Origin of the sequence: Streptomyces sp. C1-1, assembly GCF_050214755.1 — a bacterium.
In the GTDB taxonomy this organism is placed as follows: Bacteria; Actinomycetota; Actinomycetes; order Streptomycetales; family Streptomycetaceae; genus Streptomyces.
Genome location: NZ_CP189826.1, coordinates 1,750,295 through 1,764,773, shown reverse-complemented (window position 1 = coordinate 1,764,773; position 14,479 = coordinate 1,750,295). Strand labels below are relative to the sequence as shown.

12 protein-coding genes are annotated in these 14,479 nt (G+C 71.3%); 8 read left to right on the top strand and 4 right to left on the bottom strand.

Translation table 11 applies throughout. The features are described from left to right. The first annotated feature begins 5 nt into the window (after positions 1-5). From ACQF4J_RS08055 to ACQF4J_RS08030, 6 genes are all read left to right on the top strand, one after another. Complete coding sequence (locus ACQF4J_RS08055) at positions 6-980, top strand: SDR family NAD(P)-dependent oxidoreductase (protein ID WP_427165348.1); 975 nt, start codon at positions 6-8, stop codon at positions 978-980. After that, positions 977-2,116 carry a DegT/DnrJ/EryC1/StrS family aminotransferase gene (locus tag ACQF4J_RS08050; RefSeq protein ID WP_427165346.1) on the top strand — a complete coding sequence of 380 codons (1,140 nt, stop codon included), beginning with the start codon at positions 977-979 and terminating at the stop codon, positions 2,114-2,116. The genes ACQF4J_RS08055 and ACQF4J_RS08050 overlap by 4 nt, the downstream gene beginning before the upstream one ends. Then, positions 2,113-2,820, top strand: coding sequence for an acetyltransferase (locus ACQF4J_RS08045; protein ID WP_351802009.1), 708 nt, complete (start codon positions 2,113-2,115; stop codon positions 2,818-2,820). Before ACQF4J_RS08050 ends, ACQF4J_RS08045 begins: the two co-directional genes overlap by 4 nt. Continuing rightward, positions 2,817-3,935: a DegT/DnrJ/EryC1/StrS family aminotransferase gene (locus tag ACQF4J_RS08040; RefSeq protein ID WP_427165343.1), complete on the top strand. Its 1,119-nt coding sequence runs from the start codon at positions 2,817-2,819 to the stop codon at positions 3,933-3,935. The genes ACQF4J_RS08045 and ACQF4J_RS08040 overlap by 4 nt, the downstream gene beginning before the upstream one ends. 130 nt (positions 3,936-4,065) lie before the next feature. Next, positions 4,066-7,602, top strand: coding sequence for a DUF4082 domain-containing protein (locus tag ACQF4J_RS08035; RefSeq protein ID WP_351572748.1), 3,537 nt, complete (start codon positions 4,066-4,068; stop codon positions 7,600-7,602). 88 nt (positions 7,603-7,690) lie between these two features. Next, positions 7,691-8,737, top strand: coding sequence for a glycosyltransferase family 2 protein (locus ACQF4J_RS08030; protein ID WP_351572745.1), 1,047 nt, complete (start codon positions 7,691-7,693; stop codon positions 8,735-8,737). Positions 8,738-8,754: 17 nt separating this feature from the next. On the opposite strand, the gene ACQF4J_RS08025 is transcribed toward ACQF4J_RS08030, so the two are convergent. After that, a complete protein-coding gene (locus ACQF4J_RS08025) occupies positions 8,755-9,426 on the bottom strand; it encodes a hypothetical protein (protein ID WP_351572742.1) in 672 nt (223 codons plus the stop codon). Between the two features lie 68 nt (positions 9,427-9,494). Here ACQF4J_RS08025 and ACQF4J_RS08020 point away from each other — a divergent pair, with 68 nt between their 5' ends. Next, positions 9,495-11,519 carry an O-antigen ligase family protein gene (locus ACQF4J_RS08020; protein WP_351572739.1) on the top strand — a complete coding sequence of 675 codons (2,025 nt, stop codon included), beginning with the start codon at positions 9,495-9,497 and terminating at the stop codon, positions 11,517-11,519. Further along, the gene (locus ACQF4J_RS08015; RefSeq protein WP_427165340.1) at positions 11,516-12,415 is read left to right on the top strand and encodes a glycosyltransferase family 2 protein; all 900 of its coding nucleotides are present in this window, start codon (positions 11,516-11,518) and stop codon (positions 12,413-12,415) included. The genes ACQF4J_RS08020 and ACQF4J_RS08015 overlap by 4 nt, the downstream gene beginning before the upstream one ends. Positions 12,416-12,424: 9 nt before the next feature. Here the strand turns inward: ACQF4J_RS08015 and ACQF4J_RS08010 are convergent, their stop codons facing one another. From ACQF4J_RS08010 to ACQF4J_RS08000, 3 genes are read right to left on the bottom strand one after another with little or no spacing between them, the layout of a single operon-like run. Beyond that, positions 12,425-12,778 (bottom strand): VOC family protein, encoded by a 354-nt coding sequence (locus ACQF4J_RS08010; protein WP_351572733.1) that lies wholly within the window; start codon positions 12,776-12,778, stop codon positions 12,425-12,427. A gap of 12 nt (positions 12,779-12,790) precedes the next feature. Then, complete coding sequence (locus tag ACQF4J_RS08005; protein ID WP_351572730.1) at positions 12,791-13,774, bottom strand: class I SAM-dependent methyltransferase; 984 nt, start codon at positions 13,772-13,774, stop codon at positions 12,791-12,793. Further along, a complete protein-coding gene (locus ACQF4J_RS08000) occupies positions 13,774-14,445 on the bottom strand; it encodes a class I SAM-dependent methyltransferase (RefSeq protein ID WP_351572727.1) in 672 nt (223 codons plus the stop codon). Before ACQF4J_RS08000 ends, ACQF4J_RS08005 begins: the two co-directional genes overlap by 1 nt. Between the last annotated feature and the right edge of the window lie 34 nt (positions 14,446-14,479).

The window sequence follows — 14,479 nt, the reverse complement described above, 5'->3', positions numbered from 1 at the left end:
AGCACTTGAGCAGCGTACGAGGCAAGAAGATCCTGGTCACCGGGGGAGCGGGCACCATCGGCTCCAACCTGGTCGACCTCCTGGCCGAGGGCGGCGCCCGCGAGATCGTCGTGCTCGACAACTTCGTGCGCGGACGGCGGGCCAACCTCGCGAAGGCCCTGCCCAGCGGGGTCGTGGAGATCGTCGAGGGCGACGTCCGGGACGCCGAGACCGTACGGAAGGTCACCGAGGGCGCCGACCTGGTCTTCCACCTGGCCGCGATCCGCATCACCCAGTGCGCGGAGGAGCCCCGGCTCGCCAACGAGGTCCTGGTCGACGGCACCTTCAACGTCCTGGAGGCGGCGGCCGAGGCCGGCGTCGGCAAGGTCATCGCCTCCTCCTCGGCCTCCGTCTACGGCATGGCCGAACAGTTCCCGACGACCGAGCGCCACCACCCGTACAACAACGACACCTTCTACGGCGCCGCCAAGGCCTTCAACGAGGGTATGCTGCGCAGCTTCCACGCCATGTACGGCCTGGACTACGTGGCCCTGCGCTACTTCAACGTCTACGGCCCCCGCATGGACATCCACGGCCTCTACACCGAGGTCCTCATCCGCTGGATGGAGCGCATCGAGGCGGGCGAGCCGCCGCTGATCCTCGGTGACGGCACGCAGACCATGGACTTCGTCGACGTCCGTGACATCGCCAGGGCCAACGTCCTGGCCGCCGAATCGGACCTCACCGACGAGGTCTTCAACATCGCCAGCGGCACGGAGACCTCGCTGAAGGAACTCGCCGAAGGCCTGCTGGAGGCCATGGACGCCCACGGCCTGGAGCCGGAGCACGGGCCCGCCCGCGCGGTCAACGGCGTCGTACGGCGCCTCGCCGACACCTCGCACGCCGCCGAACGCCTCGGCTTCACCGCGCGGATCGACCTGCGTACGGGCCTCCGGGACCTGGTCGAGTGGTGGCGCGCGGAGCGGGAGGCCGCCAAGTGAGCACCGACCGCATCCCGGTGATGATCCCCTGGCTCGGCGAGGAGGAGGCCAAGGCGGCCTCCGACGCGGTCCTGTCCGGCTGGGTCGCACAGGGCCCCCGCGTGGCCGAGTTCGAGCGGGCCTTCGCCGAGCGGGTGGGCGCCGAGCACGGCATCGCCGTCAGTTCGTGCACGACCGCCCTGCACCTCTGCCTCGTCGCGCTCGGCCTCGGCCCCGGCGACGAGGTGGTGGTCCCGTCACTGTCGTTCATCGCGACCGCCAACGCCGTACGGTACGTCGGCGCCGAACCGGTGTTCGCCGACGTCGAGCCCGCCACCGGGAACCTGACCCCGGCCACCGTGGACGCGGTCCGCACCGGGCGTACCAGGGCCGTCCTCGCCGTCCACCAGGGCGGCGTGCCGGCCGACGTGCACGCCCTGCGCGCCGCCTGCGCCGAGTGGGACCTGCCCCTGGTCGAGGACGCGGCCTGCGCCATCGGCTCCACGGTCGGCGGCAAGCCCGTCGGGCACGGCGCGCTGCTCGCCGCCTGGTCCTTCCACCCCCGCAAGGTGGTCACCACCGGCGAGGGCGGCATGATCACCACCGACGACGCCGCGTGGGCGGCCCGGCTGCGCCGACTGCGCGAACACGGCATGAACGCCTCCGCGGCCGACCGGCACGCGAGCGACAAGCCGGTCCTGGAGAACTACCTGGAAGTCGGCTTCAACTACCGGATGACCGACATCCAGGCCGCCGTCGGCCTGGTCCAGCTCGGCAAGCTCGACACGATGATCGCCCGCCGCCGTGAACTGGCCGCCCGTTACGACGCGTTGCTGCAGGACGTCCCGGGCCTGACGCCCGTGCGCGACCCGGAGCACGGGCAGAGCAACTTCCAGTCCTACTGGGTGCTGCTGGACCAGGACTTCCCCGTCGACCGGGACGACCTGCTCGCCGCGCTCGCCTCGGCCGGCGTCTCCGCACGGCGCGGAATCATGGCCGCGCACCTCGAACCCGCCTACGCCGACCACCCGAGCGCACCGCTGCCGGTCACCGAACGCCTCACCCGCGACTCGCTGATCCTGCCCCTGTTCCACACCATGACCGAGGCCCAGCAGGACCGCGTCGTGGCCGCACTGCGCGAACAGGCCCGCGCATGACGGAACTTGTCATCATCGGTGCGGGCGGCTTCGCCCGGGAGACCGCACAGGCCGTACGGGACGCGGGCGGCTTCGAGCTGCTCGGCCACCTCGACGACAACGCGGCCCTGCACGGCACCGCGGTGGACGGCGTGCCCGTCCTCGGCGGCTGCGACCTCATCCACCGACTGCCCGGCGCCCAGGCGGTGATCTGCGTCGGCAACCCCGGCGACTACGCGGCCCGCGCCCGCCTGGTCCGCAGGCTCGCCCTGCCCGCGGACCGCTACGCCACCGTGATCCACCCGACGGCGTCGGTGTCCCGGTCGTCCCCGGTCGGCCCCGGCTCGGTGCTGCTCGCGCACTGCGCGCTGACCGCCGCCGTCCACGTGGGCGCTCACGTCGCCGTGATGCCGCATGTCGTCCTCACCCACGACGACGTCGTCGAGGACTTCGCGACGCTCGCCTCCGGAGTACGCCTGGGCGGCGGAGCGCGGCTGGAGCGGGGGGCCTATGTCGGCTCCGGCGCACTGGTCAGGGAGGGGACGACGGTCGGTGCCTGGTCGCTGATCGGGATGGGCAGTGCCGTGCTCGGCGATGTTCCGCCGGGTGAGGTCTGGGTGGGGAGCCCGGCCCGGCGGCTGCGCGCGGCGGACGCGCCCGCGCTCGACGAACTCGCGGCGCGGACACAACGCGCGCCGCACACAGTGGGGGGACCGCTGACATGAACCAGATTCCGCTCGTGGACCTCAAGGCGGCCCACGAGGAGGTCGCCGACGAAGTGCGGGCCGGATTCGACCGGATCCTGGCCGGCACCGCCTTCGTCGGCGGCGACGAGGTCCGCCGATTCGAGCGCGAGTACGCCGAGTTCGGGGGCGTCGCGCACTGCGTGGGCGTCGCCAACGGCACCGACGCCGTCGAGCTCGCCCTGCGCGCGAGCGGAGTGGGCCCGGGCGACGAGGTCGTGGTGCCCGCCAACACCTTCATCGCCACCGCCGGCGCGGTGGCCCGGATCGGGGCGCGCCCGGTCCTGGCCGACTGCCTGCCCGACAGCCATCTCCTCGACCCGCAGGCCGCGCTGGACGCGGTCGGCCCGGCCACGCGCGCGGTCGTCCCCGTGCACCTGTACGGCCAGATGGCCGACGTGACGGCGCTGACCGACCGACTCCCGGACGGAATCGCCGTGGTGGAGGACGCCGCCCAGTGCCAGGGCGCCACCCGCGACGGCCGTGCGCCGGGCAGCGGCGGCATCGCGGCCACCAGTTTCTACCCGGGCAAGAACCTCGGGGCCTACGGCGACGCGGGCGCGGTGCTCACCGACGACGAGGAACACGCCGACCTGGTGCGGGCGATCGCCAACCACGGCGGAGTCGCCAAGTACCGCCACGACGTCCCCGGGTTCAACAGCCGCCTGGACGGGCTGCAGGCCGTCGTCCTGCGGGCCAAGCTGGCACGGCTGGCCGACGGCAACGCGGCCCGCCGGGCGGCCGCCAGCCGCTACGACGGACTGCTGGCCGACCTGGCCGACGCCGGCCGGGTCGTCCTCCCCGTGACCGCACCGGGCAACCTCCACGTCTGGCACCTGTACGTCGTCCAGGTCGTCGGCGCCGACCGGGACGACGTCGTCGGCAAGCTCAACGCGGAGGGCATCGGCGCGGGCGTGCACTATCCCGCCCCGGTCCACCTCACGCCGGCGTACCGCCATCTCGGCCACCGCCGGGGCGACTTCCCGAACGCGGAGCAGGCAGCGGACCGCATCCTCTCCCTGCCGCTCTACCCGCAGATCACGCCCGAGCAGCAGCAGCGGGTCGTCGACACGCTCGCCGACGCGATGGGCATCTGACCGCCCCCCACGCCTTACCGCCGGCCCGAGGGTCGGTCCTGCACAGCACCGCTGAGAGGTACGCATGAAAAGATGGAGCAGACGGATCAGAGGCGGTCGCCTCGCCGTCGTAGCGGCATTGATATTGGCGGTGCTCCCGCTGGCCGGGTCCGCCCAGGCGGCATCCGATCCGTGCGGGTCGGGCTCCAACGCCATCGTCTGTGAGAACTCCAAGACGGGCAGCCCGAAGAGCGACTGGTTCTCGCCCAACGCCTACGGTGACATCAAGGGCTTCACCACCAAGGAGAGCGTCCAGGCGGGCGACACCGTCCAGTTCAAGGTCCAGTCGCCGGTCTCGTACAACATCCAGATCTACCGGCTGGGCTGGTACGGCGGCGACGGCGCCCGCCAGATGTCGACCGCGGCCCAGGCCGCCGTGACGTACCCGGCGAACTACACCTCCAAGGCCGCCAGTTGCACCACCAAGAGCAGCACCGGCCTGGTCGACTGCGGCAACTGGCCGGTGACCGCCACCTGGACCGTGCCCAGCGACGCCGTGTCCGGCCTGTACATCGCCAACATCACGCAGACCGACGGCGACGGCCTGATGCCGTACCCGTTCGTGGTGCGCAGCGACGCCAGCACCTCCGACATCGTCGTACAGACCAGTGACCAGACCTGGCAGGCGTACAACGACTACGGCGGCCAGGACCTGTACGGCGGCACCGGGCCCGCGCCCGACGGCCGTGCCTACGAGGTCAGTTACAACCGGCCGCTGGACATCGGCGGCGACAACGGCATCTACGGCTCCGAGTACATGATGCTGTCCTGGCTGGAGCGCAACGGCTACGACGTCAGCTACACCTCCGGGGTGCAGGTGTCGTCCTCGGGCGGTGCCACCCTGCTGAAGAAGCACAAGGTGTACCTGTCGTCCGGACATGACGAGTACTGGACGCAGAGCCAGTACTCCAACGTCCTGGCGGCCCGGAAGGCCGGTGTGCGGGAGGCCTTCTTCAGCGGCAACGAGGTGTTCTGGAAGACGCGGCTCGCGCCGAGCATCGACGGCACGAGCACGGCCGACCGCACCCTGGTCTGCTACAAGATGACCAAGATGGCGCAGAACAACGGCATCGCCGATCCCAGCGGCGTGTGGACCGGCACCTGGATGGACCCGGCGAGCACCAACTACGGGCAGACCTACCAGCCGCCGAACATCCTCACCGGCTCCATGTTCACCGTGAACGGCTACCGCGCGGACGCCATCACCGTCCCCGGCTCGTACGGCAAGAACCGCATCTGGCGCAACACCTCCATCGCGAACCTCACCGCCGGCCAGACCGCCACCTTCCCGACGGGCACCCTCGGCTACGAGTGGGACAGCGACCTCGACAACAGCACCCGGCCCGCCGGCGCGATCGACGTGTCGTCCACGACCGTCGACATCAACGACGGCAAGCTCCGCCAGGACTGGGGCAACCTCTACGGCAACGGCACGGCGACGCACAACCTGGTCGAGTTCCGCGACCAGGACTCCGGGGCGCTGGTGTTCGGCTCGGGAACCGTGCAGTGGTCGTGGGGCCTGACCAACGTCCCCACCTACGACCCCGCCGACACGGTGGTCACCGAGGACTCCCGGATGCAGCAGGCGACGCTCAACATCCTCGCCGACATGGGCGTCCAGCCGCTGACCCGGCAGAGCAACCTCGTCGCGGCCACGGCCTCCACCGACACCTCCGGCCCGTCCGTCACCGTGACGAGCCCGTCCTCCGGGGTCACCGTGCCCGCGCTGAAGCCGGTCACCATCAAGGGCACCGCCAGTGACTCCGGCGGCGTCGTGGCCCGCGTCGAGGTGTCCACGGACGGCGGTACGACCTGGAAGGCCGCCACCGGCCTCACGTCCTGGAGCTTCAGCTGGACCCCGACCACCCCGGGCTCGGCGTCCGTCAAGGTCCGCGCGGTCGACGACAGCGTCAACATCGGCGCCGTCACCACCATCCCGCTGACCGTCGGACCCCAGGCCTGCCCCTGCACCATCTGGCCGGCCTCCGCCGTGCCCGGCACCGTCAACGGCGGCGACGGCGGCTCGGTCGAGCTCGGCGTCAAGTTCCGCACCACGGTGGCCGGTTCCATCACCGGCGTCCGCTTCTACAAGTCGCCGGTCAACACCGGCACCCACATCGGCAACCTGTGGACGGCCTCCGGCACCCGCCTGGCCACCGGCACCTTCACGGGCGAGACGGCCTCCGGCTGGCAGCAGCTGAACTTCTCCACGCCGGTCACCGTCAAGGCCAACACCACCTACGTCGCCTCGTACTTCGCCCCCAACGGCGGCTACTCCTACGACACCACCTTCGCCGGCAGTGACGCCGGACTGGCCCCGCTGACGGCCCTGAAGTCCGGCACCGACGGCGGCAACGGCGTCTACCACTACGGCTCCACCAGCGCCTTTCCGTCCTCGCAGACCTCCGGCAGCAACTACTGGGTCGACGTCGTCCTGGACACCTCGACGGCCAGCACCACCCCGCCGACCGTCACCTCGACCTCACCGACCTCCGGGGCGACCGGCGCATCCATCACGGCACCGGTGTCGGCCACCTTCAGCTCGGCCGTCGACACCGACAGCGTGACGTTCACCCTGAAGGACCCGGACGGCAACACCGTGCCGGGCGCCGTCACCTTCCCCGCGTCGAACAAGGCGACCTACACGCCGTCGACGGAACTGGAACTGCACACCACGTACACCGCGTCCGTCCAGGCCTCCGACGTGTGGGGCAACGCCATGGCGGACCCGGTGACCTGGTCGTTCACCACCAGTTCCACGCCGCCCGCGGTCACCTGCCCCTGCACGCTGTGGAGTTCCTCCGCCGTGCCGGCCACACCCGACATGACCGCCGACCCCAACTCCGTGGAGTTGGGCACCCGGTTCACGTCCTCCGCGGCCGGCTGGGTCACCGGTGTCACCTTCTACAAGGGCACCGGCAACACGGGCACCCACACCGGCAGCCTGTGGAGCGACGACGGCACCCTGCTCGCCAGCGGCACCTTCGCCAACGAGACCGCGTCCGGCTGGCAGACGCTGACCTTCGCCACCCCCGTGGCCATCACCGCGGACACCGGGTACGTCGTCTCCTACCACGCGCCCAACGGCAACTACGCGGTGGACGGCGGCTACTTCGGCGCGGCCCACAAGTCCTATCCGCTCACGGCCACGGCCGACACCACCACCCACCACAACGGGCTCTACAAGTACGGCAGTGACCCGGCCTTCCCCAACGGTTCCTACGGATCGTCGAACTACTGGGTGGGCCCCGTCTTCACCGCCGACAACCCGAGCGCGTCCCTGGCGTCGGAGACGGCCGCCTCGGAGGTGACCGCGTCCACGGTGGCGCACACCGCCGACGCGGCGAACGCCCTCGTCATGGCCGTGCAGAAGAAGGCCCCGGTGGCGTCCGTGAAGGCGACCGTGACCGTGCTGAGCGGCTCCAAGGCCGCCCGGAAGCTCCACGTCACGGCCGTCGTCTCCTACAACCGGGCGACGCACAAGGTGTCCGTGCACCTGTCCTCGCCGCTGCCGGACGGCACCCGGTTCAAGGTCACGGTGACGGCCAGGGACAAGCACCATCACACGGTGAAGTCCCACAGCTGGACCCTGACCGGCAAGACCACTTTCAAGAAGAAGAAGAACTGACGGACCCGGCACCGACCCGTCCCCACACACCGCCGGTGGTCCGCGCCAACGCGGCGCGGACCACCGACGGGGATTGGCTTCCCCACCGATGAGCAGCGTCAGTGTTGTGATCCCCTGCTACAAGTACGGGCACTTCCTCGCCGACTGCGTGAGCAGCGTCCTGGACGAGCAGGACGGCGTTGACGTGCGCGTCCTCATCATCGACGACGCCTCGCCCGACGACTCGGCGGAGGTGGCGCAGAAACTCGCCGCCGCCGACCCGCGGATCGAGGTCCACGTCCACGAGACCAACAAGGGCCACATCGCCACCTACAACGAAGGCCTCCTGGATTGGGCCGACGGCGACTACGTGGCCCTGCTGTCCGCCGACGACCGGCTGGTCCCGGGCGCGCTCGTCCGCGCCGCCCGGCTCCTGGACGCCCACCCGGAGGCCGGCTTCGCCTACGGCCGGCCCCTGCGCTTCCAGCACGGCGGACCGCTGCCCAAGGCCCGCACCCACAGCACCGGTTCGGTCGTCTACCCCGGCCAGTGGTGGCTGGAGCGCCGCTTCCGCGAGGGCACCGGCTGCATCACCTCGCCGGAAGTCGTCGTCCGTACCGGCCTCCAGCGAAAGGTCGGCGGCTACGACCCCGCCCTGCCGCACGCCGGCGACATCGAGATGTGGATGCGGCTCGCCGCCCACGCCGACGTCGGCTACGTCCGCGGCGCCGACCAGGCCTTCTACCGCGTCCACGGCAACAACATGTCCACCGTCGACTTCGGCGGCCAACTCGACGACCTGCGCCAGCGTCTGGTGGCCTTCGACTCGGTGCTCGCCAAGTGCGCCGACCGGCTGCCCCACGCCGACCGCCTCGCCGACCAGGTCCACACCCGCCTCGCCCGCTACGCCCTGCGCCGCGCCTACCGCGCCTACGACCGGGGCCGCACCGGCGTCGTACCGGTCGACGAATGCGTCGCGTTCGCCGAGCAGTGCCTTCCCGGATACCGGAAGCTGCCCGAGTACCGCGCCCTGCGGCTGCGCCGACGCATAGGGCCCAAGACCATGCCGTACCTGCAGCCGCTGGTGTGGTCGGCCGTGGCCGAACGCGGGCGGGAGTGGCTGTGGTGGGAGTCCTGGAAGCGCCGCGGTATCTGATGCGCGATCAGATCAGCTCAGCCCGCCACCGCGACCCCGTCGGCGCGGCGGACCGTGCCCGGCACCTCCTCCTCGCGCCGCCCGCGGCGCCGCGCGAACCGGTCCAGCCACAGCGCGCCCAGCAGGCCGGCGGTCGCGCCCAGCAGTGCCGTACCCGCCAGGGCGCGGGTCCTGTTGCCCTGCACCGGGGCGGCGCTCGGGGCGACCAGGACCGACGCCGTGATCCGCGCGCCGGACGCGACGCCCTGCCCTTCCTGCATGGCCGCCACATGCCGGGAGTACACGTCGATGACCCGCTGGACCGCCATGTCGGCCTCGACGGCGTCACCGCGCCGCGCCTGCACCTGCACCGAGGGGATCAGATAGCGCGGCGTCGCGCTGGTGCCGCTGTTGCGGGGGATCAGCTGGTACGTCCCGTGCACGCCCGCTGCCGCCAGTTCCCTGCGCCCGGCGGGCGACTCGAGCTGCTGGATGACGCCGTACGACAACGTGGCGAGCGGCGGCTGGAGGTTCGTCAGCTGGTTCGGCTGGGACCCGGTCACGGGCGGTTTGAGCACGACCACCGCCGAACTCAGATAGCGCGGCGCCGGGTGCAGCACCTTGTAGGCTCCGGCGGCCGTCAGCAGGAGCGCGAGCAGCAGCACGTACCAGCGGCGGAGCAGCGCTTCGGCGACGTCACGAGGCGACACGGGGATTCCTTCCGTCGGCACCGATCCTCGCAGGCGCACGGGCGGTTCGCCACCAAAAGGGAGATCTCATGAGCCTTGCCGACCTTTTGGCGATCATGCGCAGGCGCTGGTACTTCATGGTGCCCCTCACGCTGCTCAGCGTTCTCGCCGGCGGCTACCTGTACCGGACCATCCCGGTCTCCTACGAGTCGCAGAGCTCCGTCACGCTCCTCGACTCCACCGCGATCGCCGATCTCGCCCCGACCTTCGGCAACCCCCTGTCGAACGCGGGCGGTTCGCTGGTCGTCACCGCCGACGTGCTGATCAGGACGCTCCAGTCGAGCGACTCGGCCAAGGAACTGCACTCGCGCGGCGTCACCGACCAGTACACGGTCGGCTTCGCGCCGCAGGCCGACAGCCCGCTGCTCACCCTGAGCGTCACCGGCACCGACCGGGCGAAGGTGCTCCGGGAGACCACCACTCTCACCAAGTTCACCGGCGAGCAGCTCAAGGCCCTGCAGGCCGCCTCCAAGGTGCCGGCCGTGTACGCGGTGCAGGCCGCGCCGGTCGTCCTGCCGCAGACCCCGGTCTCCCAGTCCAAGGGCCGCTACCAGGGCATCGCGGCGGTCGTCATCATCGGCTTGGTCGGCGCGTTCCTGCTGTCCATCCTGGCCGAGGGTGTCGCGGTGGTCCGCCGCCGCGGACGCGCCCTGGCCGGATACGTGCCCCGCCGGCACCGCGCCCGGCCGCCGGAGCGGCCCAAGGGCCTGCTGGTGCGCAGACTCGACGCCACCACCGTCCTCACCTGCTATCTGGTGCTGGCCTTCTTCGTGCCGTCGAACCTCACCCTGCCCGCGCTGGGCGGGGTCGGCACCCCCGCCAACGTCTTCGCCCTGCTGGGACTCCTCTGGTACCTCGCGACCTGGCTCGGCGGCCGCATCCTCCCGGCCAAGGGCACCCGGCTGCCGCGTGTGGTGATGTGCCTGCTGGCCGCGGCGGTGCTGCTGTCCTACCTCGCCAACGCCACCCGGGACAGCTCGCACGAGGAGGTCCTCGGCGCCGACCGCGGTCTCATCGGGCTCGGGGTGTGGGTGGCGCTCGTGGTGCTCGCCTCGGCCGGCATCCAGGAGCGCAGCCGGCTGGAGACCCTGATGCGCCGGCTCGTCGTCCTGGGCACGGTGGTCGCCCTGATCGGCTACTACGACTTCTTCGCCGCGACGAACATCGCCGACTCCATCCACATCCCCGGCCTGCACTCCAGCACCGCCGGGATCAGCGCCATGGACCGGGGTTCGTTCACCCGGCCGCGCTCCACCACCGCCCATCCGCTGGAGTTCGGGGGGATGCTGGCCATCCTGCTGCCCTTCGCCGTCCACCAGGCCTTCGACCCGGTGCGCCGGCACGCGGGCGCGATGCGCCGCTGGGCCCCCGTGGCCATCATGGCCGGCGCCCTTCCGCTGACGGTGTCCCGCACCTCCATCATCGGCGCCTTCATCGTCATCCTGGTGATGGTGCCCCGCTGGAAGCCGCAGCGCCGCTGGGCCGCGATCGCACTGATCCTGGGGTCCGTGGCCGGCTTCAAGGTGATCATCCCCGGCCTGATCGGAACCATCACCAACCTGTTCGCCAGCTTCCTGTCCAACTCCGACAGCAGCACCCAGGCCCGCACGGTGAAGTACAGCGCGATCGTGCCCTACCTCCAGGAACACCCCTGGTTCGGGCGGGGGTTCGGCACCTTCACCCCGGATCTGTACTTCTTCACCGACAACCAGTACATGCTGACCCTGGCCGAGACGGGCACCCTGGGGATGGTCGCGCTGCTCGCCCTGTTCGTCACCGGCATCCACCAGGGCGGTGCCGTAAGGCGCCTCGCCCGCACGGAGTCGGACCGCGAGCTCGGGCAGGCCTTCCTCGCCTCGGCCCTGGTCGCCCTGGTCATCAGCGCCACCTTCGACGCGCTCAGCTTCCCCATGTACGCCGGGATGTTCTTCCTGACCCTGGGCGCCGGCGGCAGCTACCTGGGCTTCATCCGCCGCGAGGCGGCCACGGCCGCCGTCCCCGCCCCTCGTACGACGTCCGAAGTCCAGCTCCCCCAACTCGCGGAGTCCCGATGAGCACCGTCGCCGTCATCGTCGTCACCTGGAACAGCGCCGAGGTGCTGCCCGGGTTCCTCGCCGCGCTGCCCGACGGCATGGCCGGCCTCGACCACCGGCTGGTCGTCGCCGACAACGACTCCGCCGACGAGACCGTCGAGGTGCTGAGCACCCTCGCCCCGGACGCCACGGTCGTCGAGACCGGCCGCAACGCCGGGTACGCGGCCGGCATCAACGCGGCGCTTGCCGCGGCCGGGGAGTACGACGCCGTCCTCGTCTGCAACCCCGACATCCGGATGCGGCAGGGCTGCGCCAAACGCCTCCTCGACAGCCTCGGCCCCGGCGTCGGCATCGCCGTACCCCTGCTCTACGAGGAGGGCCACGACACCCCGCACCGCTCGCTGCGCCGCGAGTCGAGCGTGCTGCGCGCGCTGGGCGAGGCCGTCATCGGCAACACCCGGGCCGGACGCTTCCCGGCCCTGAGCGAGCTCGTCACCGATCCCGTCGCCTACCGGCGGCCCACCCGCGCGGACTGGGCGACCGGTGCCCTGATGGCCTTCTCGAAGGACTGTCTGGCCGCGTGCGGCCCGTGGGACGAGTCCTTCTTCCTCTACTCGGAGGAGACCGAGTACTGCCTGCGGGCCCGCGACCTGGGGTACGCCACCCAGCTGGAGCCCACGGCCGAGGCCGTTCACCTGGGCGGCGACTCCCAGGTGTCACCCCGCCTGTGGACCCTTCTCACCCTCAACCGCGTCCGCCTGTACCGGCGTCGGCACGGCCCGCTCGCCACGGCCGCCTTCCGCGCGGCCGTCCTGCTCCGGGAGACCTCGCGCGCGTTGCTCGGCCGCCCGGCCAGCCGCGCGGCCGCGGCCGCACTCGCCCGGCCGGGGTCCCTGAACGTCACACCGGGGCCGTGACGGGCGGGCTCACGCGGGCTGCCACAGCTCGATCCGGTTGCCCTCCGGATCGGTGACCCAGCCGAACCGGCCGACGCCCGCCATGTCCTGCGTCTCGTCGGCCACGTCCGCGCCCTTGGCGCGCAGCTGGGCGAGCATCGCCTCCAGGTCGCGCACGCGGAAGTTGAGCATGGTCTGCTGGGTGCGGGAGCCGAAGTAGTCGGTGTCGGACTCGAACGGCGCGAACACCGTCGGCCCCGCCTCCTGCCGCCACAGGCCGACCTCGTCGGCGTCCAGGCCCAGACAATCGCGATACCAGGCGGTCAGGGCCGCCGGATCGGCGGCCCGCATGAAGTAGCCGCCGATTCCCAGCACTCGTTCCATGCCGCCATCCTGTCAGCCGGCGCGCCGCGGACGGCACACCATGGCGACGAAGTCGTGTCCCACTTCCGGCAGCGCGGCGTCCTCGGCGGTGAAGCACCGCTCCAGCAGCTCCAGCGTCTCCGGACGCTGGTCGCGGAAGTTGTGCGCGATGCCGGAGAAGGCGATGTGCAGCACGGTGCCCCCGTAGGGCCGTTCCTCGACGACCTCGAAATGCCGTCGCAGGCCCGGCAGCAGCGCCGCCGCGTCGACGGCCTCCGAGGGGTCGTCCAGCACCATCGACAGCCGGCTGGGCCGTACGACACGGTGTTTGATCCGGCCGTCGGCCAGGCGCCGCCGCTCCTCGGGGAGCCGGGCCAGCAGGGTGTTCGCCGCGTCCAGCTGGGCGTCGGTCCACTGGAAGCGGGTGGGGCCGACGAACTCGTCGACCACGAACGTACCGTCCGGCTCGATCAGTTCGGCCAGGCGCGGCAGGGTCTCGTCGAGGTGGTCGAAGTGGTGGAGTGACTGAAGGCCCAGCAGGACGTCGAAGCGCTCCCCGTCGGCGGTCATCCGGTTGACGTCGGTGACCCGGAAGCGCAGCACATCGCCGAGTCCTTCCTCGGCGGCCGTCCGGGTGGCGAAGTCGATGCGCTCCGGGGCCACGTCCACGCCCTCCAGCAGGGAGAACGCCCCGGTTTTCGCCCACAGCAGCTCGTTCCCGCCGGTGCCGCAGCCCAGCGACAGGCCGCGCAGATCGGTACGCGGCGCGAAGTGCTTGGCGGCGACGTACCCGGGGAAGGACGTGTCCGCGTCCCCGGTCATCAGCAGGTTCCACCGCGTGATGACGGCCGGTATCGCCCACCACTCGGTGAGCGAGGGGTCGACCTGGGACCAGTGCTGCACCACCCGCGCGCCGCCGCGCACCCGCAGCTTGGCCAGCACGGGGTCCAGGTCCAGCTTGCGCACCTTGCGCAGCAGCCGGTCCGCGTCATGTCTGTTGACCAGGTTGTTCAGCATCAGAGCTCCGTTCGTACGGCGATGAGCGACTTCGGCGCGCCGAGCACCCGTTCGCTCAGCAGCTCCGACCGGGGGAAGAGGTAGCGCATCTCGGTGCGGGTGAGCAGCTCGATGTTGATCACGGCGTTCATCGCCGACTCCGGGCTGTCGGGGCGGCTGTGCACGAGCGGCCAGTGCCGCACCAGACGGGCCCGGGCGGCCAGGGGCAGGAACTGGAAGCCGGGCGCGACGAAGTGCGGCTCGACGGGGAAGTAGCGGTACGGCGTCTGGATCCAGTGCAGCGGCGCCAGCCGCTCGACGGCCGCGACGAACTTCTGCCGCTGGCTGTGGCCGCCCACGTGCTCGATGGTGGAGTTGGAGAACACCATGTCGTAGCCGCCGTCGCCGCTCAGTTGCGCGGCCACGGCCGGGTCGGTGACGTCGGCGTTCTCCGCGGTGATCCAGTCGGGCAGGTCGGCCGGATGCGCCTCCAGGTTGATCAGGTGGACGTGCTTGGCACGCACCGGCGCGCGCAGCCACATCTCGGCCGTCCCGCCCAGATCGACGACGCTCATGTTCTCGATGCCGGGGAAGCAGCGCCTGAACCGTTCCCAGCGGGCGATGCGCAGGCGTTCGCCCAGGGAGCCCGGTGCGTCGACGAACTTGTTTCTCAGTGCGCGGGATCGGGGCATCGGATCAACCACCTGACGTCGGAGCGGAAGAGGA

Coding starts and splice junctions, on each gene's coding strand:
- ACQF4J_RS08030 (WP_351572745.1), top strand. CDS start 7,691: ATGAGCAGCGTCAGTGTTGTGATCCCCTGCTACAAGTACGGGCACTTC.
- ACQF4J_RS08040 (WP_427165343.1), top strand. CDS start 2,817: ATGAACCAGATTCCGCTCGTGGACCTCAAGGCGGCCCACGAGGAGGTC.
- ACQF4J_RS08000 (WP_351572727.1), bottom strand. CDS start 14,445: ATGCCCCGATCCCGCGCACTGAGAAACAAGTTCGTCGACGCACCGGGC.
- ACQF4J_RS08045 (WP_351802009.1), top strand. CDS start 2,113: ATGACGGAACTTGTCATCATCGGTGCGGGCGGCTTCGCCCGGGAGACC.
- ACQF4J_RS08005 (WP_351572730.1), bottom strand. CDS start 13,774: ATGCTGAACAACCTGGTCAACAGACATGACGCGGACCGGCTGCTGCGC.
- ACQF4J_RS08015 (WP_427165340.1), top strand. CDS start 11,516: ATGAGCACCGTCGCCGTCATCGTCGTCACCTGGAACAGCGCCGAGGTG.
- ACQF4J_RS08020 (WP_351572739.1), top strand. CDS start 9,495: ATGAGCCTTGCCGACCTTTTGGCGATCATGCGCAGGCGCTGGTACTTC.
- ACQF4J_RS08010 (WP_351572733.1), bottom strand. CDS start 12,778: ATGGAACGAGTGCTGGGAATCGGCGGCTACTTCATGCGGGCCGCCGAT.